Raw genomic sequence first — 20,888 nt, forward strand, 5'->3', positions numbered from 1 at the left:
GGAGGGCAGCAAGTAATTTATCCGTGTGCAGCAACTTGTTATAGGGCAGTGTTCTTTCACTACATATCAAGCTATCTGCTTTCCATATAATCTCTCTTCTTTTCATATTCAATAGATTTCAATTTACCCTCAATTTGTTTCTCCACATAGAATTTATGCTCAAGAAACTGAATGGAGTTAAAAAGTGGCAGCAAACTTTCAAGAAAATTCCTTTCACCCTCCAAGATGGGAACTCGACTTCCCGACCATAACCAAGTAGTTAGTTCGCAATCTAGCGTTTGAAAGTCCTCAAATTTAGTATTTTCACTAAGAAATAGACCTAACAGTTCCCGCCTGAATTCTTCACTAAGATATTGTGCAGATTGAAATAAAAAACACGTAAATTTAATATCCGAAGCATTTTTCTTGACGGCATTGCGGAAAAAATTATGTTTTTTCTGATTCATATCTTCCGATTCAGTTTTCCCTTTTTCTTTAGTGAATAATTTACTAAATATATTTTCTCTATACCTGAAAGAGTGTTCATCTTTACTCTGAAGATATCTCGCGTATTCTTCAACTTCTTCGATGTAGCCCTCTCTTTCCCACAAAAACTTTAACTCTGGCATATTTGTGTGTAAATCAGGCCATCTTTCATTTTCATATATTTGATCGATCAATTTATATAAAAACTCAAACCGTCTGTCTAAAAGAAGTTTTAAAGCGTCGCCAGAATAATCCCAGCAATGCTCTAGACTGTAGGCGGCTAGGTATGCATCAAAAACCAGTTCCTCATCTGGCTCAAATGCTTCAAACCAGTTGCCAAATATGCTGGAGTGACTACTAAATAGGTGTCCTAGTGATCTTGCATAGTTAGCATCTTCATGGGATTTATCAGTTAGAATTCTGACTACTTTGCTATAAATAGCATCGTCAATGCTCTTATACTTATCCAAGTAATCTAGCCAACCACGCAATTCGTTACTTGGCGTGTTGCCAATGTGCTCTATTAATAAGCGAGCGTCATCATCGGCAATGGACTCCTCTGGCAATAATGCAAAATAAGTAGATAGCCATAACTTCTTCCACCGATATTCTTTGCTATTTAACAGCGAAAAAACGTCACTACTAGATTGAGACTTAAACAGGTCTGTAACTAAGAAATGAGGATTTACTTCAAAATAGTCATCATAATCCATATACCTCAATACAATTTCAGGAAAGAGGTCAGGCACTGACTCAGCCATAGCGTGAAGACTCATTTCGATTCCGTTTTTTAATGAGTAATCCCTATCTCTACCCGACAGGGCATTATTCAATTCTTTACACCTATCAATGAAGTCAATGAAATCTGTTATCGAAATTCCTGCAAAATGCTCAACTAAACTCTGATGACGGTATTGATTGTATTCCTCATACCCCATTTTAAGCATGCGCCACTCATGCCTGTCTTCAAGAAGTAAGTGTGAAAGTTTAAGCGTTTCATTAAAGAATTCTTCTTTCCATTCCTTTGGATAGTTCAACTCCAAAGATTCAAGGTGCTCACAATAGTCTTGCATCATCATGCAGTGAGACAAATTATCCTTATCTAGCTTTTTAACAAAATATCGTTCAAAAAGAGGAAGGTCAGCATCAGCCATATCCGCTCCCTCATATCTTGCTCTGCCTATGTACTCACTAATTACATCAATAACGAAAGGTTGCAACTCATCTTTATCCATGAGAAAAGATAGGTTTGAGATAATCTTATCTCTTAAAGCGAGTAGGTATTCATCAGGATATAGCCTAAAAGTTATTATGCTTATTGCATCACCGCGAGACCACTGATGCTCTGTGTGCTCAACTTTTAGCAGATAACTAGCCGTTAAAATAAAAAGTCGACTGAATAAGTAGTTTTCCCCTTTATCCAGTTGTTCTATCAACTTATCTACAATGAACGATTGTGCATAATAGCCGTATCGACAATCATTAGGCTTAAAATTGTAACATTCAGACAGCACTCGTATTACAAAGCCAAGGGATGCCTTACTTTTAGCAAGATATTTAAGCAGCAATTCAAAGGACATTTTAAATTCTTGCTCATCATAATACCTAAAACTTGTTAACAAACTGATTAAAGATGATTTATCTGCCTCGTTCTTAGCCTCCTCATAATTTTCACCTTTCCAATCAATATCAACGTCCGGCATTCCGCTAATAACCTTTGATGAAAAAACCAAAGCCTCTGTTGGCAGGGCAAACCAAAAAGTGCTCAAAAACTCTATCGATTTATCGACACTCTCGCTTTCAGAATATTTTTCAAATATATCTTTAACCTCACTCCTAATGCCAGCAACAACTTTCCTTTGGTCAAAGGCACTAATGATAGGGTTTAGTGAATCAACAATAGTTCTTGTGTAGTCAGGATAAAAATATTTAACGATTAATGAGAATGGTATTATCTTCTTTTCAAATACAGTTATATAAAAAAGGTACGTAGATAGGACTTGGTCAGATATCTTCACTACTTCGCTTTCATACAAATCGACTATTTCGTTTTTATGTAAGATATCAACAATTTCCCAAAATTCCTCAGCCTGTATCCCGAAGGAATTTTCCACCATACCCATTTGCTGTTCATTAAGTTTGTCAATTTTTCTAAAGAAAGAAATAGCGCAAGCCGCAACAACCAACCGCTCATCGTCAAGCACAAGTTTTACATTCTCGTTCTCCCCAAAGTAATCGCTATATAAGGAAGTAACATTTTGGATAGACTGTATTTTATTTGTTTCTATAGCAACTTTTGATGCCATTACAGCCAGTCGTGGATTGCCGCAGGATATTTCTTGTATTCTTTTTTGGTACTCCCCATTTTTAATTCCAAATAATGTTTCAGACAACTCTTTAATCTGCTCATCAGTTAACGGGGTAATGACTTGCTCATGAAGTTCGGTATATTTACTAACCTTTTCTATAACGGATTCTCGTGCATAATCTCGTACTGTAGCGATAATTCGAAAAGTCCGGCTTTCATCTTTTTCATTTAGATAGTGAAGTATGTAGTCAAGTCGATTGTCTAGTCTGTTTGCATCGTCGACAAAAATAAGATAATCCCCTGGTTCGCTAAAGCATGCGGTTATATCCCTTATTAGGTCTGCACCTTTATCAAAAAGACAAACAACATTTGTGTTGTTGTTTTCTTGTTGGACTTGTTTTGCCAAATTTACTGAAAATAATGTTTTTCCTAACCCGGCTGCACCTGATACAAGTAGAAAATTAGAAGAATTCAGAGTGCTGACTGCATTACTTAGCAAGTCATCACAGAATAGCAACTCATTGTCGATAGACGTTGTAAAATTGCTTCTACCATATCTTTCAATAAAATCATCAATACTCAACAACTGACCAGTATCTAATGGTAAATCTAAATACTCTTCTGATAGGACTGGGTAAGAATTTTTAATGCTCAATGAAATTGAATCAAGACCATTGAGAGTCAACATTACTCCTCTTTCGTAGCAAAAGGTTCTGAGTTCGTTGATTTCTTCCGTAGTAAGTTTACCCAAATAACATATGATTATTTCACTGATTTCATTTACAGGAATGCTTGTTTTATTTTCATCAAAGCACTTTTCAATGTCATCTTTTAGTTTATTGGCTAGACGCTCCTGTTGAACGGTATATTCCGAAAAAATATACTTTCCATTCTTCTGCATAAACAGACAGTCTGGCGTACCTTTAACAACTCGGTCAGTTGTATTCATCATTCCAATAGGGTTTATATTTTCATACCCCTTTCTATACAGCCAATCATCACAGAGTCTTTGAAATTTTCCGCCTTCCATTTCAAGCAACTTAGATTTTATTTGGTTTTGACTTCCCATAATCCCTCTGTGTGAACATAAATTCTAAAAATTAGGTAGCTGGATCTGAATGCCCTATAACAGTGCGTTTCAGCAGACATTGTCTTTATAATATTCTCAGAAAATAAAGACACAACGCCAGCAACATACTGTTCTATCAGTCTTATTCTTCCTTACACTCACAAATTGCAGAACATGTCTGTATGGTAGTAAGTGCTCAACTAGACTCATAATCTGCCATTAACAAAAGTAGGTCAAGAAATGACATGAGAAAGTGGTCAGGAATTTTGAGCTAAACAGTTTTGGGGCAAATTCGTGTTATCAACGGCGTCAGTCGTGACTCTGCACGCGTGACCAAAAGTATGGAAATACTCTATATACGTGGCCAGTTTTAGTTAATCACTACATGTCTTTATTCAGTAGCGTAGTTGACGGTGGCTCTAACAAAGGACACGCTTCTTCGGTAGGTTAAAAAATAAAAATAAGATGGCCATTCGAACTAAATAACTGTTCCTAATTATGCTTCACTTTTTTGTCGCCCATGACCACCGCTGGGAAATGGTGAAACGTTATCCATAAAGTATCGAACCCGCTTTAAAAGTTGCCACATTGCTTTGCATTGATGATTCCGTGTTTCCGTTAACGTTTTGCTACTAACTTCGTTCAACTCGTCTCTTCGCTTGTCATCCTCGCGCACGCGGGGATCCATCGTACAACAACTGCCTTGACTCGGTGTTACTGCTGTGTTGACGGTTTGCTCTATTTTGCGGTAAGTGTACCTGTAAACGCTTCATACGGTAGGCGCGGATGAATGGATCCCCGCGTGCGCGAGAATGACGACAAGTGATGTGACTCGGTGCCGTTGCTGCTGTCAGTTTGCTATTGCTCAAACGGTACCGAGTTCCCTTCTTTCAACAGACCAGTGTTCTACATTTAGGAACAGTTATTTAGTAACACCGCAAGAAATACTAGCGGGAATCGCATTGCAAGAAATCGCAGCCCCAGACGACATACGCACCAATTCAAAACTGCTAAAGTACGCCAGAGCCATCTGTAAAATTAAGGGGCTTTAAAGCCCCCTTAACTATTAATACTTCATAGTTCAACTAGAGTTAAGATATCGCCATTTGCGAGAACAAGATCATCTCCAACTAATTGTAAGGGCTGTCCGTCACTTGTGTGGTAGCTCGAAAAGCCAGGAATAGGAATAGATATCCCTGTTTTTTTTGGTGTGAAATAATTAATTTGAGTATTCTTAAACACATCATATTCTTTTGTGCCATCTGAATAGTAACCAACATACACCGTCTCAATCGAACCATCTCGCATATCACACAATCCTTTTAGTTAAAGTGATGCTTGTCACGTTACAGCAATTAAAATTAAAGTTCAATACTTTCACTCACCATGTTCAAACACTGGCGAACTACGTTCGTGGATAGCCTAGAGTGAGGAAGGCTGATAGTTCCGTGGAATTTACCCCCATAATACATCTTGGGGATTAACAGCGAACAGCATGGGAAGAATCGATAACTTTTAGTATTGCAACAACCCGTGAACAGGGGGTGAACGAGTAACATGTCCAACCAATAATGGGCCAATTCCAATTTACCAATCCCTTTGCTTCGCCCCCCTTCTTCCCTTTTTCACCACTTTCGCAGATACTCTGCGCGTTATTGTTTAGTTGGAAATCCTGATGCCTCAAGCCAATTCCGTTGTCGTACTCGACTTTGAAACCACTGGTCTCTCACCGAACTTGGGGGATCGCGCGATAGAAATTGGTGCGGTAAAACTGGTGAATGGCGAGGTGGTGGAGACGTTCCAGCAGTTGATGAACCCTGGCTTTCGGGTCAGTTCCTTTATTGAAAGCTACACAGGCATCACCAACAACATGCTGCGCAGCGCGCCCAGTTGCGATGAGGTGATGGCATCGTTTAGTGAGTTTATCGCGGGTGAAAACCTGATTGCGCACAACGCCTCATTCGATAAACGCTTTCTGGATGCAGAGCTGGAGCGAATCAACTGTGGCTATTCTGGCGAGTTCGCGTGTTCTTTATTAGTGGCAAGGCGGCTGATCCAAGACGCGCCGTCACACAAGCTTGGTGAGTTGGTTCGTTATAAAAACATCGACAACGACGGCGTATTTCACCGAGCGTTAGCCGATGCTCAAATGACGGCCAGATTGTGGCTACTGATGGTGGAAGAGTTACAGCACTCAGGTATCGCCAACCCAAGCTTTCAATTTATGCAAACCGTGAGTAAAACCACCAAAGGCAAAGTGGCTCAGCTACTGGCAAAAAGCCGCGCATAACGCGCGGCGATTCAAGCTTTCCTTTCCGAGATCCCGGCGCTAACTCGGCGCTCTGTCTGAGATTACCTTGCCATCTTTAATGGTGATGATGCGTTTGGTGCGCTCGGCTAAAGCGTTGTCGTGCGTCACAATGATGAGCGTTCTGCCTTCGGCGTGGAGTTGATTAAACAGCGCTTCAATCTCCGCGCCCGATTTCGAATCCAGCGCGCCGGTCGGTTCATCGGCAAGAATGATTTGCGGATCGTTCACCAAGGCTCTGGCAATCGCCACCCTCTGTTTTTGGCCGCCGGAAAGCTGGTTTGGTTTGTGGTCTAGCCTATCCCCCAGCCCCACCTGCTCTAACAATTTGGCCGCGCGCTGGCGGCGCTCTTTGGCTTTGATGCCAGAGTACACCAGCGGCAAGGCCACGTTATCTAGCGCAGTAGCGTATTCCAGCAGGTTGAAGCTTTGAAAGACAAAACCGATCTTCTGATTGCGAATACTTGCCAGCTCGTTGGCACTTAAACTCGCAACGTTCTGGCCACCGAGTTGATATTCGCCCTCGGTGGGTTTGTCGAGGCAGCCGAGCATGTTCATTAGCGTTGATTTGCCAGAGCCCGACGGCCCCAAAATGGACAAAAACTCGCCTTGGTGAATGGTGAGGTCAACGCCGTCTAGCGCACGCACTTCCGCCTCGCCACTGGCGTAAAATTTGCAGATGTTGGTCAGTTCAACCAGCGGCGTGTTCGACATTTTCTCTCCACAATCTTGCTTATTATTCACTTTGTAACGCCTCCAATGGGCTCACTTTGGCCGCTCGGTTGGCTGGCAACCAAGCCGAGGCCACACCGATGATCACCAAGGTGGCGATCACAATCGTCACCACCATCCATGACAACTCCGGCACAGGCTTGCCAAGATCTTCATAAAAGACGTTGCCATCGAGATTGATGGCGCTGATGGCCGAAACCAGCGCGTACGTCACGCTCAAGCCCAGAACACCGCCGAGCATCATGGTCATTAACGATTGCACCAAATAATGCAAACGAATCGCGGTGGGCGTGGCACCAACGGCCATGCGCACGCCAATGTCTCGCGTCGAGCGCTTCACCGTGGCGTACATCACGTTGGCAATGCCGACACCCGCCACCGCTAGGGTGACGAAACCAATAATGCCAAGGAAGCTTTGCAGGCCAATCAAGAACTGCTGCATGCTTTTTTGTTTGAGGAACATGTCATCCACTTGCACCACTTGCTCATCACTGACGCTCGCGCCGTGTTTGCGTGCAATCACTTGGCGAATGGTCTGCGCCAGTTGAATGCGGTTGGCGTGTGCTTGTGGCTCGACATTAATGCCGCCAATCTCGCCATTGGCATGGAATCGCTTCCAAGTCGCCAGCGGGACAAAGCTTGAGTAGTTGATCAAATCGCCTTGTTCGATCTCGGCACTGTTCTTTTTCAACACCCCAATCACGGTGAACTCTTCACTGCCAATTTTGACTTTTTGGCCGACAGGGTCGACTTGTAAGGTCACCGGTGCGAACCAACTGAAATCTTCCACAGGGTTGAACAGATCCGCCGCCAAGGAGTAACCCAGCACCACCACTTTGCGCATCTGTTTTTGATCGAGTGGATTGAACCAGCGGCCACCCTCTCTAGGCGCAAGTTTGGTCATTGCGGCGAATTCGGTAGTCACGGCTAACGGCTGTTGCCATGAACCGCGGTCACCCACGGTAATCGGCTCATTCCATCGCGCGGTTGGCGCAACGCTTTTCACCTCTGGCAAGGCTTGAACCACACCCACATCCTCGATTTTCAGAGTCAGAAATTTGCCTTGATGGAATGCGCCGTGATCGATACTGGCCATCCCGCCCGTTAAATAAATCAGGTTGCCATTGCCATTTTGCGCGGTTCTCAACACGCCCTGGCGAATGCCTTCCCCCACCGCCAACATCGCCGCAATACACAGCGTTGCCCATGCCACGGCAAGAATGGTCAAGCCCAGTCGCAGCTTCTCTGCGGCCATTTCTTGAAAGATTTGTCTCATCGGTAGCAGCATGGTTACGCCCTCGCACTTAACGCAATCACGGGCGTGAGGCGTGAAGCTCGTCTTGCGGGGAAATACGACGCCAACAGCGCCAGAATCAAGGTCACAAGCAAAGACCAGACAATGGAATCGCCCGTTATCACCGGAAAGCCTAACCAATCAGGTAGCGCGATAGAGTTCAGTAACCCCACCATCAAATAGGCCACCAGCAATCCAAGCGCCGTCCCCACCGCCACTAAGAACAATCCTTCCAGAATAAACTGGCCGAGTATCGATTTTTGCGTCGCGCCAATGGCCAAACGCACCCCAATTTCTCGCGTACGTTCCGTCACTGAAAGAAACATGATGTTGGCCACTCCCAAGGCGCCCACCGCCATGGTCATGGCACCACTTGCACCAAGGAAGATCTGAATGCCACGAAAAATCGCGGTGATCAGTGCTGCGCCTTCGCTGAAATCGGGCAAGTTGATCGCCTCTTTGTCGCTCGGGTCAAAATGCAGTTGTTTAGCGTAAAATTGAACAATCGCTTGTCGAAATGACGCGCCATCCATGCCATCCATCGGCTTGAGCATGATCATCTCCGGTTTGGCATTCCACAAATCGCGGAAGGTGGTTTGCGGAATAAGTACGCTGCGGCTTTCACCAAATGAAATGCCCATATCCTCACTGGCGGTGATGCCAATGATCAAAAAAGGAATGCCATTCACGTTGAGCGTGTCACCGATTTGGATTCCTCCCATTTGCGCGATTTGATTCCCCAGCACAGCCACACGGCTATGGTTGCGAATATCGCTGGGCGACAAATGGCGAGAGCCGGGCATCAATTTGAGTTGCAATAGAGACAAGTAAGAGGAATCTATCCCGCTGACGTTACTCATCAAGTTTTGCCCGCGCTGATTGGTGACTCTGGCGTCCGATTTGGCGTACACACTTGAGGCCGCTTTCACAAAGCCCGATTGTGTGATCATATCGACGTGATCTTGCGAGAGCTGAACTTGGCGTCGCGAAGGAAGGCCATGCCACGGCTTGCTGGTGCTGGATGGAAAAGCGACTTGCACGTTGTTCACCAGAAACGACAACTGCTGAGTTTGGTGGCGATAAAATCCCTCACCGAGGGCGATCAGCACCACCACGGAGATCACCCCCCAAGCAATGGCAATCATGGCCAACACGCTTTTCATGCGGTGCGCCATCAACGTTTGCCATGTTTGTTGCAATAACGCGCTCATGAATGAAAAGCTCGGGAGATGAGGGCCATGATATCGTCATCGAGCTTACCCGCGGTTTGCAGCAACGCGATTCGCTGGCGCCAGTAGTTGTACAAATTGGTTTGCAGGCTGTGTTTGGCCTCAAACAAGCTGTTGTGCGCGCTGATCACATCGGAGACTTCCAACAAACCTGCATCATAGAGTTTCTCTTTGCTGGCCAATACGTTGCCGCGAGAGGCCACCAGCTCGTTGGCAATCAACACTTGGTTCCAGTTGATCTCAACCTGAGTAAATTGCTGAATCACGCGCTTTTGGATGTCGATTTCGACTCGGCGCATCTCTTGTTTGGCGCTCAAAATGTTCAACGACGCTTCATCAACTTTGCTCCTCACCGAGCCGTTGAGATCAATCGGCACACTCAACGTCAGGCCCGCATTAAACTCGCCGTTGGAGCGTTGATCACCATCGCTGTAACCCACACTGCCTCTGAGGGTCGGGTAATAGCCCCCTTTGGCGGACTGCTTTGCGAACTCACTGGCTTTGACCATTTGCGCCGCCACCAGCAGCTCTGGGCTGCTGTCTTTGGCTAACTTGAGCCACTGCGCCTGAGAGGTCACCAGCATCGGCGGTTGAATCAGAGTGTCGGTGCGAATTTGATCCACGCTCTCTGGCACTTGGTTGATCAGCGCCGCCAGTTCCGCTCTTTTCACTTCAAGATCCGCTTGGGCATTGAGAATCGTCGCTTGCTCAGAGACTTGCGTCGCGCGCATCTCTTCCACATCCACCGATTTGACCTTACCTGCTTGATAACGTTTCTCGATGATTTGCAACAGTTTATTGCCCTCATCCAGCTTGGTTTGCGCCAACACCAAGTCGCCTTGCGCACTGGCGAGATCCAAATAGGCAGCGAGCAGTTTCTGCGCGAGTTCATTGTGCGCTTGAGACAATTCCAGCTCCGATTTCAGGTAGTTGGCTTTTGCTTGATCTAAGCTCGACCACAAACTGCTGTCCCAAATGGTTTGCGATAAGGTCGCACCATAACTGTTGGAGCTGTCAGCCGATTCACTCCAATTGAGTGAGGCGCTGGCGCTGAGATCCGGCAACAACGCACTGCGGCTGCTGTCCACGCCCGCTTGGCCCAGTTGCACGCCAATCTTGGCTTTTTCGTAATTCGGATCGTTTTGCTTAGCCTGCTGCCAGGCTTGTTCAATGGAGATGGCATGGCTGGGCAAACTCAGCGTCGCCGCCAGCACGGCCAAGCCGATTTTCGATAGGTGCTTGTTAACCATGCGCGCCTCCCATCATCATGCTGTTGTCGATGATTTCTTCATCCAAAGCCACGCCATCCAGCACTTCAACGTGAATGCCATCAGAGAGCCCCAACTGCACAGGCTGCGCGTGGAAACCTTGTTCGGAGCTATCTGGGATCAGCACATGAGGCGCATCGCCTTCAAACTGCAATGCGCGCTCTGGCAGCGTTAAGACGTTTTCAGATTTCTTCAGCGTGATTTTCGCCGTAGACGAGAACCCCGAGCGCAACAGGACTTCGCTTGGAATGTTGAGCTGCCCTACTTCAACTTCAAAACCGTTATCAAAACTCTTGGCAGAGGCATTACCTTCTGGCGAGTTAAGATTCTCTGATTGAATCGCCACTTTGGTGAGCACACCAGAAATCGCCACATCTGGATAGGGAGCAACGGTGAGCATAACGGGCATCCCAGGGGAGAGCTGCGCCGCATCATGCTCACTGACGCTGCCTTTAAAGATCAAATTGTTCATGTCGGCTAACGACATCATTTCCGTCGCGGCCTGACTCGATTGCGTGGAAATGATCGGCTCGCCAACTTCCACTTTTTGATTGAGCACCGTACCATCAATGGGCGCGTAGATCGTAGAGGTTAAGCGCGCATCACCAATTGAGGCTTCACCACTGCGGATCAGTTCGAGATTTTGCCGTTTTTGCAGCACATCCGCTTGGGCGGATTTGACCGTCGAGCGCGCACTGACATACTCATCGTAGTTTTTCGGGATGATATTTTGCTTCACCAAACTTTCTAGGTTGGTGAGTTTCTGCTTGGCGGATTCGAGATCAGCTTCGCTGCGCATTAACGCCGCCGAGGCATCCGTCAGGGCTTGAGGGGTCGGGTTTGGGCGCACTTTGATCAGCGGTTGACCTTGCGTGACCTTTTCACCCACTTTCGCGTAAATTTCCCCGACGATACCATCAATTTGTGACTTAATTGACACAGAATGCGCTGGAACAATTTTGCCGACCGCCACCGCCTGTTTTTCAATGGTGCCCGTTGTCACCACAAGCGTAGGAAAAGCGTCCGGCTCCGCCGAAGATTGCAGATAGAAATACGCACCACCGCCGAGCAGCGCTACGCTCACAGCAGAGACAAGCCAACGTTTCGTCATTATGATTCCAGCCATTATTAGGTAGTCGAATGACTACACCTCATACACAAAGTTACAGGAATCATATCGGCTTTAATGTCTGGACATTGTCAGATTTGGTATTGCTATGTCAGAGGGAATTGACAAAAACTTATGCAGAAAAATCACGAAATTCATTGTAACTTCGGATAAAAAAGCAAGTTATGGACGCAGTAGCAACATTCAGCTTGGCCGATCGACATCGGTAATATCCCCTCCCACATTGATTGAGATAGTAATTTGTCAAAAAACACGCATAATCTTGCTATCAACACTCAAAGAAGAAATGACCTATGACTGATTTTCAATACTACTTTCATCAACTTCCTTGTTTTGACTGCAAAAAGACCACAGTAAGCACGGATCTGGGTTGGTTAACGGCAGCAATGAAAGAAGATGTTATTGCTCAAATGGCTGAAATCATCGCGCAAGAAAACGTTGAAGCGGATCTTTCTGTGAACGTAACGTGCACAAAAGAAGAAGCGCGTGACTACTTATTGCTGAACTTCTACGGCTATTCAGACGAAGAACTGGCAGACCAAGTGGAAGCAGAAGACGAGCAAGAAGTCGCGGATGAAATCGCTGAGCTACTCGCCGATGGCAAAGAGGTGGTGGTTTTCGAACACGAAATCGCACTGCAAAGCTGCACCGATTGCGAAATTGACGAATAACTCAACACGCAGTGCATGATGGTTCATCGTGCTCAAGCTTGATTGAAAGCGTTAGCCCCCTTGCGTGGCTAGCGCTTTTTTGTCGTCAAAGGTTGGCTGTTTCGCATCAGACATCCCAATTAATTATTTAAATGAGAATCAATTGTAATAACAACACAGTTTCTTTATTCTTGCCTCACCCTTTCACGGCATAAGCACAACAACATGAGTGGCCATTCGTTTTTTGAGCATCTGTTCGAACACTCACAACACGTCACCCCTTATCTGCATGGCGCGATCAAACCGCCGCCAGAAGTCTGCGCCGAGCATGGGTTTATCCATATCGATCACGCGAGTTCCGAGCCTATCCGCGCGCTGTATGAAAGCCTCAAACTCGCGCATCCCGAAGCTGGGGCGGCCTATTGGCTGACGCGCACTTGGACGCTGCTCTGCTGGCAACCGCTGTATGTGGCGTTTATTGCCATCTACTCTTGCCAAGGGTTGCCAAAGCTTTCATCCATAGGCCAACACGTTCAACCACGGTTCGTCAGTGGCTATCAATTTGACGACGATGAATATCGTCAAGGCAGCGAGCAAGAATTGATTGCCCATGCAGGCAAAGAACTCTGCGCGCTCTTCGACTACTTCCGCCAAGAGATGAGTCTCTGGACCCGCATCCGCCCCGGTTTTACCCAACACTTGTTTGCGGATGGCGTATTCGGCTGTTTGGTGAAACTTAGCCAGTTTTATCCCGCCCTTTCGGGCGACTATTTCCTTGAACACGCGCGGCTGTGGCTTGCAGCCTGCCAGTTGCCTGAAAAGCTTATCCACTCTCTTCGCTACGATGAAACATCACGACAGCTTTGCTTGGTGCGCACCAGTTGCTGTTTAGTCTACAAATGCCAAGGGCGAAAGCTGTGTCGTGACTGCCCGAGACATCCAGATAACAAACGCGAATAACGTGAAGCGCGATCATCCGCATCAACGGTGCGTTACATATCCAATGATAGAGAGATTGATTGTGAAAATAATTCTCATTGCAATTTCCACATGCTAAAGTGAACGGCTAGTAGCCAATAACTAACTTCCTATTTCGCTTATGTATCAACTTGTCGATGCGTCGTTCGAAATCGACGATAAGGTGATCCTCTCTCCGACCAATCTCACGTTTGCATCGGGGAAAGTCACTACACTGCTTGGTCACAATGGGTGTGGTAAATCGACCTTAATTAAATTGCTGAGTCGGCAAAACGCGCCAACGCAGGGGCAAGTTCTGTTTAACCAGCAGCCAATCGCTTCGCTCACCAGCTTAGCGTTTGCCCATCAAGTGGCCTACCTTCCCCAACATCCCCCCATCACAGACGGAGTGACGGTTCGTGAGCTAGTTTGCTTTGGGCGCTATCCGTGGAAAGGGGCCTTTGGTCGTTATGGCAAAGAAGACTATGCGATTGTCGATGAAGCCATTGAGAAAGTGGGCTTAACGGCGTTCGCTCAACGCTTCGTTGCCACCTTGTCCGGCGGGGAACGACAACGCGCTTGGGTCGCGATGCTGCTCGCGCAGCAAAGTCAGTGCATTTTGCTCGACGAACCGACTTCCGCCTTGGATGTGGCGCATCAACATGAGCTGTTAGCGTTGATCCGCGAGCTCAATCAATCCATGGGCTTAACGGTGATCATGGTGCTACACGACGTCAATATGGCGGCCAAGTTTAGCGATCACCTTGTTGCTCTCCACTCCGGAAAAGTGATTGCAGAAGGCGCCCCTCAAGCGTTAATGACGCCAGAAACATTGATGAAAATCTATGGTATGGAGCTCGCGTTATTCGCTCACCCCAAAACGGGCAAACCGATCAGTTACATCCCTTAAATCAGAAGGAATCTGTTGTGAAAAAAATCATCTTGATGCTCTCTGCAGCCTTGGCATTCAACAGCTATGCTCTCGACATCCCCCATGAAATGGGCACCGCTTCTTTTGAAACCACGCCAAAGAAAGTGGTGGCACTCGATTGGGTGCTCACCGAAACCGTACTCAGCTTAGGCGTTGAACTTGAAGGCGTGGCAAACATTAGCGGCTACCAACAATGGGTGGCCGAACCCCATCTAAACGCCGATGCGATTGATGTCGGTTCACGCCGAGAGCCTAACTTAGAGCTACTGAGCAACATCCAGCCCGATGTGATCTTAATCAGCAAGCATCTCGCGGCCGCTTATGAGCCACTCAGTAAGATTGCGCCGGTTCTGGTTTACAGCGTCTACAGCGAAGAAAAGCAACCGTTGGAATCGGCCAAACGCATTACTCGCTCACTCGGCAAGCTGTTCGATAAAGAGCAGCAAGCGGAGCAAGTGATTGCGCAAACTGACCAGCGCCTTGCGACCAACGGGGCAAAAATTACCTCAGCCGGAAAAGCCGACAAGCCCCTACTGTTTGCTCGTTTTATTAACGACAAAACCCTGCGTATTCACAGTGAAGGCTCTTTGGCTCAAGACACCCTCAATGCGATGGGGCTCAAAAACGATTGGCAGGAACCCACCAATCTTTGGGGTTTCACCACCACCGGAACAGAAAAACTGGCGGAACATCAAAAAGCAAATGTGATGATTTTTGGCCCTTTGAGCCAGGAAGAACGCCAGCAGCTGACGCAGTCTCCGCTTTGGCAAGCCATGGAATTTAGCCGCACCGATTCTGTTTACGAACTTCCTGCCATTTGGACCTTTGGTGGATTGCTGGCCGCGCAACGATTGAGTGACCACATGACTGGACAACTCACCCAGCCCAAATGAATACCTTAGACATCTCAGCCCCGGCCAAAGGGCGATTTCCTTTTAAAACCGCAGCGTTATTGATCGCGGCGGTTTTACTTATTGGTTTACTGCTGCAACTCACCGCGCCCTATTCCCAAGGTATTGGCCTGATTTGGAACACCCTCTTCCATTTTGATGCGTCGAATTATCAGCATCTCATTACGCATTTAACCTATTTGCCGAGGCTGAGCGTTGCCATTATTTGCGGGTTTGCTTTGGCGGTTGCTGGGTGTGTGATGCAGTTTGTGTTACGTAACCCGATTGCCTCACCAACCACATTAGGCGTCGCAGCGGGCGCTGAACTGGGGATGGTACTGGGGATTTTATTGCTCCCAGTAAACTTGGCGATACCTGGGTTTGTACCCGCGTTTATCGGCGGTTGCCTAGCCACTGGGCTGGTGTTTGTCTTGAGCGCGGCTAGAGGGTTTTCGCCGTTACACATGGTGCTTGCGGGCATGGTAGTGAGTTTGTTTTTGGGCTCACTCAACACCATGCTCTTGATGCTCAATGAGCAGCGCCTGACCAGCATTTTTGTGTGGGGAGCGGGTGTGCTCAACCAAAATGACTGGTCGAGCACGCACATGCTGTTGCCTTTGGTTTTGATCCCGACGATGTTGCTTTTGCTGCTGCAACGGCCATTGTCGGCACTGCAGTTTGGTGACCATGTCGCCACTTCGTTAGGCGTTAACATCAAGCAAATTAAACTGTTGTGCTTATCATTCGCCATCTTCATTACTGCTGCGGTGGTCAGCGAAGTCGGTTTGATAGGGTTTGTCGGCATCGTTGCGCCCGCTATGGCGAGAATGCTTGGCGCTCGAACGCTGGCGAAGCAAATTCTTACCAGCGGCGTGATTGGCAGCGCGATTCTGCTTATCGTCGATTTGCTGATCCAACCTTTCTCTGGCGTGGGGGGGGAACTGCTACCTACCGGCGCCATGACGGCCTTAATCGGTGCACCATTTTTGTTGTGGCTATTGCAACGAAGTAAACTCCAGTCCGATCTGAAAGCACGCTCTGAACACATCGAACACTATAAACGGGTTAACGCTCGATACGTGCTAACCGCGCTGACATTGGTGCTTTCCATCGTTTCTCTGTTCGCGCTCTTGTTGGGTAAAAACCAATTTGGCTGGAGCTTTGGCCTCACTCAATCGCTCTTTGAGCTGCGTGCACCACGTCTGCTGGTTGCGCTGATCGCCGGGATAGGGCTGGCCTTTGCTGGCACCATTATCCAGCGCATCTCCGGCAACCCCATGGCTAGCCCAGAAGTATTGGGGATCAGCTCTGGCGCGGCGCTCGCCCTTGTACTCGGTTCGCTATTTGGTATTGCCGTGGGTAGAGAGCAGCAAATGTTGTTGGGTACGCTGGGTGCGGTCTCGGTGGCAGCAGTGGTGTGGTTCATGGGTAGAAAGCATCACTTCGCTCCGACACAAACCTTGTTGACCGGCATTGCCTTAAGCGCCGGTTTGGATGCCCTGCTCAGAGTCGCCATGAGCTCAGGACACGACAATGCCTCCGCTCTGCTCACTTGGTTGTCGGGTTCCACCTACTTAGTGGCCAGCAGTGACGTTGTGTTGCTCGCCATTGGCGTAGCTTTGGTGGGTGGCATCGCCTTGTCACTAAGCCGCTGGATAGCGTTAATCGGCCTAGGAGAAATCACCGCCAACAGCATCGGCATGAACGCCACGCTGGTCAGGTTGGTGCTGTTACTACTGGTGGCCGCACTCACTACGTTGTGCACCATTGTGATTGGCCCACTAAGCTTTGTTGGCCTATTGGCTCCGCATATGGCGCGCTCACTGCATCAATACCAAGCAAGACCACAAATGCTCACCGCAGCACTATTGGGGGCGACCATTATGGTCTCGGCGGACTGGATTGGGCGAACCCTTTGGTTCCCATGGCAATTCCCCGCTGGTCTCTTGGCCTCTTTGATTGGAGGTGGCTACTTCCTTTATCTGATGAGGCGTTAATCTTCCTCAAATGAAAAAATCGCTCACCGTAGAAGGCTTAACGTTCGCCTTCTACGGTCACTGTAGCGTGACTTTTTAAATTGTATTTTGGGGACTAAAAAGCAATAAATAGCAATAAGATAAATTTGTGTTTACCATGTGGAGAAAACACTAAGCCTATGTCACTCATGGAAAAAGCCCCCATCACCAAACTTCAGCAAGATTTGTTCAATCAAGTGGTCAGCAAGCTCAAAGCCGACGACGCAAAAATCGGCGCCAGCCTGAATGAATCGTCATTGGCCAACCAGTTCCAAGTATCGAGAACTCCGATGCGCGCCGTACTCAGCTACATGTCTGCCTTAGGCATCGCTAAAGCTGTGCCCAATAAGGGATTCACGTTGCAGATCGATGCTCACTCCATTCAAACCAACGAGAATGCCGACAATAAAGCATCTCGTCAGGAGAAACTGTATCTTAGGTTGCTGATGGATCTCTTCTTTGGGGAGATCGCCGCGGCGTTTTCAGAAAAGGAGCTTCAAGAGCGCTATAACGCCAATCGAGGCGAGATACAAAGCGTACTCCGCTTGCTCGAAAATGATGGCATTTTGCGCCGAAGCCCCGGCTATAAGTGGCACCTCGACGGCGTTCTCAATACGCTGGAAAGGCACACCGAAAGCTACCGATGTCGCCTGATTTTCGAACCCGCAGGCTTGCTCGAGCCAAGTTGGTCAGCCGATCTCAATGCGTTACAGCAGTGTCGCGAGCGCCATCTGCAAGCGATTCAACAGCCAGACACCGTCAACGCCAGCGATTTGTTCAACCTAAGCGCGGACTTTCATGAGCTGCTCGCCGCCTGTTCAGGCAACCGTTTTTTACTGGGCAATATGCAGCAGCATAATCGCATGCGCAAAGCCACCGACCTCGTCTCTATGCACATCCAATCGTCGGTCATTAAATCTTGCCAACGCCGGATTGAGATCCTCGATCTGGTGCTTGAGAGCAAAAACAAAGAGGCGGCAAAAAAACTCACTCAGCTGCTAGAAAATGATATTCGCGTCATGCAGCGCACCTACAGCAATGTTATCCATCTCTCTCTGTCGGAGCGGGAAAAGCTGGTCAACAGCATCGCCAACACCGACATTTAACTCGTTTGGTCGTGCGCCAACTTAAACCTGCATGCCCCTCAGCTTAAGTCGCTTAGCTGAGGGGATAATGTCTTAACACGAGACTCGCCTTCTAGTTCCTCTAGACTCGCCCCTCCCTACTCGCCCCTTATCCCTCTCACCTAATCCCTCGTTCTTCGTCGCTCTCTCCTCTCCCTAAAAAACCCATCGGCATCAACGCTATTGAGTTAAAAGAAAATAATTCGCATTTGCATATTGTATTTTCACAACAGAAATACAATAATAACAATTCTCATTTACGATAAATAACAAGCCTTCGCGCGCTCAAACCGTGGATTTGTGCCGCTTTATAATGGATAAACTTAGAGAAAATAATGACAGCAAGTAAAGGGAAGTTCCCTCTATCAACCATGGCGCTTGCGATGATCGCCGCAAGTACTGCATTGACTGCCCAAGCACAAGAAACCTCAACCAACGACAAAATGGTGGTGGTTTCAAGCCGCACTCCAAAAGCGATCAGCGATATTCCTGGTACGGTTTGGTATATCGAGTCCGACAAAATTGAACAGGAATACCGCGGTGGCAAGACCCTTGGCGATATTCTGGCTTCGGCAATTCCATCTCTGGACGTTAGCAGTGGCGCTCGCACCAACCTAGGCCAAAACCTCCGTGGGCGTAAGATGCTGGTAATGATAGATGGCGTTTCTCTGCAATCTTCACGTTCGATCAGTCGTCATCTTGATTCCATTGATCCGTTCAACGTTGATCGTATCGAAGTGTTGTCGGGGTCCACATCCATCTATGGCGCTGGCGCATCGGGTGGTGTCATCAACATCATCACCAAAAAAGCGCGCAGCGAAGAGCTTGAGTTTGAATCGTATGTGGGCGGGACTTCTGGCTTTAACTCCAGCGAAGATTTTGACTACAAAGTGGCTCAGTCTGTCTCTGGTGGCAATGAAAAAGTTCAAGCACGCACCTCTGTGGTTTACACCGAAACACAAGGCTTCTTCGATGCCAACGGTACCATTGTGACACCGGATATCTCACAAGGCTCACTGCAGTTTAACCAGACGGTCGATTTCTTAACCACGGTTAGCGTTGACGTGTCTGAGACGCAAAAGCTGAACTTTCTAGCGCAATACTATGATAGTCAGCAAGACTCGCCGTATGGCCTGTACATTGTCGGCAGAGACTTTGTGGATGTGCGCAAAGGCTTTGAATCTGACCGTGAACACGGCACCAAGCGCATGATGCTGAGCGCCTCTTATGCTGATGAACAATTTCTTGGCCAGCAGCTCATCGCAGAAGCCTCATACCGCAAAGAAGACCAAACTTACACGCCTTATTACCAATCTTCTGGCCAACAGATTACCGATGTGATCTCGCTAAAAGCGGCACTGGCGAAAAGCTTCGACAAGCTAAATATTGTCTATGGCATCGATGCCTACCAAGACAAGCTCGACAGCAACCAAGCGCTTTACGACTCTACCATCGCGAACAACTCTGGCAATTTGGTGAACAAAACTTACGCCCAAGTGGGCCGTTACCCAGGCGTGGAAGTAAGTTCGGTGGCGGCTTTTGCTCAAGTCGATTACGCCATCACCAACGATTGGCGCGTTGAAGGTGGTGTTCGCTACCAATACATGTTGAACAAGATCGATGACTTCGTGGGTTACAACCAACAGAAGAAGATCGCCGCAGGCAATGGCACCTCAGCCGATGCGGTACCCGGTGGAGAAACGGATTACAGCGTTGCGCTGTTCAACTTGGGGACGATCTACCACCTCAACCGCGACTCACAAGTTTGGGCAAACTTCTCGCAAGGTTTTGATCTTGCCGATCCAGCCAAGTACTACGGACAGGGTAATTACACGCTGGTTGGTGATCATTGGCAACTGAACGACAGCATCAATGTCAATCAATCAAAGATGTCAGGGATTAAGACCAACAGCGTCGAGTTGGGTTACCGCCTAGAGAGTGGCGATGTGAATCTGCAAACTGCGGCGTACTACTCGCAATCCGACAAGAACATTAAGTACAACAAAACCACCTTGCTGATTGAAGAAATCGAAGACAAAAAACGAGTCTACGGTTTAGAAGCGATGCTCTCTTACTGGGTTCATGACAACATTCAGCTGGGTGCTTCTGGTCACTATGTGGTTTCTGAAGTGAAAGGGGACAAGGGCTGGGAAGATTACGATGCGGGTTACGCCAGCACGTCGAAAGCCAATGCTTGGGCAGGCTGGAGCGATGCCGACCTCAACATTAAACTGCAAAGCCAAACCATGTTTGACTACGAAGATGCCTCCAACAACAAGCTCAACGGCTACACCCTGTTTGATCTTGTGGGCAGCTATCAGCTTCCGGTCGGTAGCTTAGGTTTCGGCATTCAGAACCTGTTGGATAAAGAGTACACCACCGCTTGGGGTCAACGCGCGCAGCTGATTTACTCAGCGCACTATGAGTCCGCCGCTTACGACTACAAAGGCCGTGGCCGTACATACACGCTGAACTACCAAGTGAAGTTCTAAGACATGTCGGTTTAAAGATGGAACCGC

Annotated in this window: 15 protein-coding genes and 1 pseudogene; 8 read left to right on the forward strand and 8 right to left on the reverse strand. The window is 47.7% G+C overall.

Annotated elements, in window-relative coordinates; all coding sequences use genetic code 11:
* Nucleotides 1-71: 71 nt before the first annotated feature.
* The 3 genes and pseudogenes from PQQ36_RS04820 to PQQ36_RS04830 all read right to left on the reverse strand — a co-directional run bounded on the left by PQQ36_RS04820 (nt 72) and on the right by PQQ36_RS04830 (nt 5,150).
* A complete protein-coding gene (locus PQQ36_RS04820; RefSeq protein ID WP_263236839.1) occupies nt 72-3,842 on the reverse strand; it encodes a DNA replication protein in 3,771 nt (1,256 codons plus the stop codon).
* 496 nt (nt 3,843-4,338) lie between these two features.
* Nucleotides 4,339-4,461, reverse strand: a pseudogene (locus tag PQQ36_RS04825) (IS630 family transposase); the annotation flags it as partial.
* Between the two features lie 455 nt (nt 4,462-4,916).
* Nucleotides 4,917-5,150 (reverse strand): hypothetical protein, encoded by a 234-nt coding sequence (locus PQQ36_RS04830; protein WP_130248038.1) that lies wholly within the window; start codon nt 5,148-5,150, stop codon nt 4,917-4,919.
* Nucleotides 5,151-5,517: 367 nt separating this feature from the next.
* Between PQQ36_RS04830 and PQQ36_RS04835 the strand changes: the two genes are divergently transcribed.
* Nucleotides 5,518-6,132: a 3'-5' exonuclease gene (locus tag PQQ36_RS04835; protein ID WP_038969147.1), complete on the forward strand. Its 615-nt coding sequence runs from the start codon at nt 5,518-5,520 to the stop codon at nt 6,130-6,132.
* Between the two features lie 39 nt (nt 6,133-6,171).
* Here PQQ36_RS04835 and PQQ36_RS04840 read toward each other — a convergent pair whose 3' ends face one another.
* The 5 genes from PQQ36_RS04840 to PQQ36_RS04860 are packed head-to-tail and all read right to left on the reverse strand — an operon-like array spanning nt 6,172 to nt 11,784.
* Nucleotides 6,172-6,864: an ABC transporter ATP-binding protein gene (locus PQQ36_RS04840; RefSeq protein WP_058666317.1), complete on the reverse strand. Its 693-nt coding sequence runs from the start codon at nt 6,862-6,864 to the stop codon at nt 6,172-6,174.
* A 22-nt stretch (nt 6,865-6,886) separates the two neighbouring features.
* A complete protein-coding gene (locus tag PQQ36_RS04845) occupies nt 6,887-8,170 on the reverse strand; it encodes an ABC transporter permease (protein ID WP_080534016.1) in 1,284 nt (427 codons plus the stop codon).
* A gap of 2 nt (nt 8,171-8,172) precedes the next feature.
* Nucleotides 8,173-9,387 carry an ABC transporter permease gene (locus PQQ36_RS04850; RefSeq protein ID WP_273660467.1) on the reverse strand — a complete coding sequence of 405 codons (1,215 nt, stop codon included), beginning with the start codon at nt 9,385-9,387 and terminating at the stop codon, nt 8,173-8,175.
* Nucleotides 9,384-10,655 (reverse strand): TolC family protein, encoded by a 1,272-nt coding sequence (locus PQQ36_RS04855; RefSeq protein ID WP_039547641.1) that lies wholly within the window; start codon nt 10,653-10,655, stop codon nt 9,384-9,386. Before PQQ36_RS04855 ends, PQQ36_RS04850 begins: the two co-directional genes overlap by 4 nt.
* Complete coding sequence (locus tag PQQ36_RS04860; protein WP_026050518.1) at nt 10,648-11,784, reverse strand: efflux RND transporter periplasmic adaptor subunit; 1,137 nt, start codon at nt 11,782-11,784, stop codon at nt 10,648-10,650. Before PQQ36_RS04860 ends, PQQ36_RS04855 begins: the two co-directional genes overlap by 8 nt.
* 311 nt (nt 11,785-12,095) lie before the next feature.
* On the opposite strand from PQQ36_RS04860, the gene PQQ36_RS04865 reads away from it, so the two are divergent.
* From PQQ36_RS04865 to PQQ36_RS04895, 7 genes are all read left to right on the forward strand, one after another.
* Entirely contained in the window at nt 12,096-12,473 is a 378-nt protein-coding gene (locus tag PQQ36_RS04865) for a hypothetical protein (protein WP_038940506.1), read from the forward strand.
* A 204-nt stretch (nt 12,474-12,677) separates the two neighbouring features.
* The gene (locus PQQ36_RS04870; protein WP_038940507.1) at nt 12,678-13,412 is read left to right on the forward strand and encodes a siderophore ferric iron reductase; all 735 of its coding nucleotides are present in this window, start codon (nt 12,678-12,680) and stop codon (nt 13,410-13,412) included.
* A gap of 139 nt (nt 13,413-13,551) precedes the next feature.
* On the forward strand, nt 13,552-14,319 hold the full coding sequence (locus PQQ36_RS04875) for an ABC transporter ATP-binding protein (RefSeq protein WP_017421422.1): 768 nt from the start codon (nt 13,552-13,554) through the stop codon (nt 14,317-14,319).
* Between the two features lie 17 nt (nt 14,320-14,336).
* The gene (locus PQQ36_RS04880) at nt 14,337-15,233 is read left to right on the forward strand and encodes an iron-siderophore ABC transporter substrate-binding protein (RefSeq protein WP_094866764.1); all 897 of its coding nucleotides are present in this window, start codon (nt 14,337-14,339) and stop codon (nt 15,231-15,233) included.
* Nucleotides 15,230-17,227 carry a Fe(3+)-hydroxamate ABC transporter permease FhuB gene (gene fhuB, locus PQQ36_RS04885; protein WP_273660476.1) on the forward strand — a complete coding sequence of 666 codons (1,998 nt, stop codon included), beginning with the start codon at nt 15,230-15,232 and terminating at the stop codon, nt 17,225-17,227. The genes PQQ36_RS04880 and fhuB overlap by 4 nt, the downstream gene beginning before the upstream one ends.
* Nucleotides 17,228-17,394: 167 nt before the next feature.
* A complete protein-coding gene (locus PQQ36_RS04890; RefSeq protein WP_170937762.1) occupies nt 17,395-18,351 on the forward strand; it encodes a GntR family transcriptional regulator in 957 nt (318 codons plus the stop codon).
* A 353-nt stretch (nt 18,352-18,704) separates the two neighbouring features.
* Nucleotides 18,705-20,861 (forward strand): TonB-dependent receptor, encoded by a 2,157-nt coding sequence (locus PQQ36_RS04895; protein ID WP_273660478.1) that lies wholly within the window; start codon nt 18,705-18,707, stop codon nt 20,859-20,861.
* The last annotated feature ends 27 nt before the right edge of the window (nt 20,862-20,888 follow it).

This window comes from Vibrio sp. CCUG 15886 (genome assembly GCF_028570825.1).
GTDB classification, from domain to species: domain Bacteria; phylum Pseudomonadota; class Gammaproteobacteria; order Enterobacterales; family Vibrionaceae; genus Vibrio; species Vibrio vulnificus_B.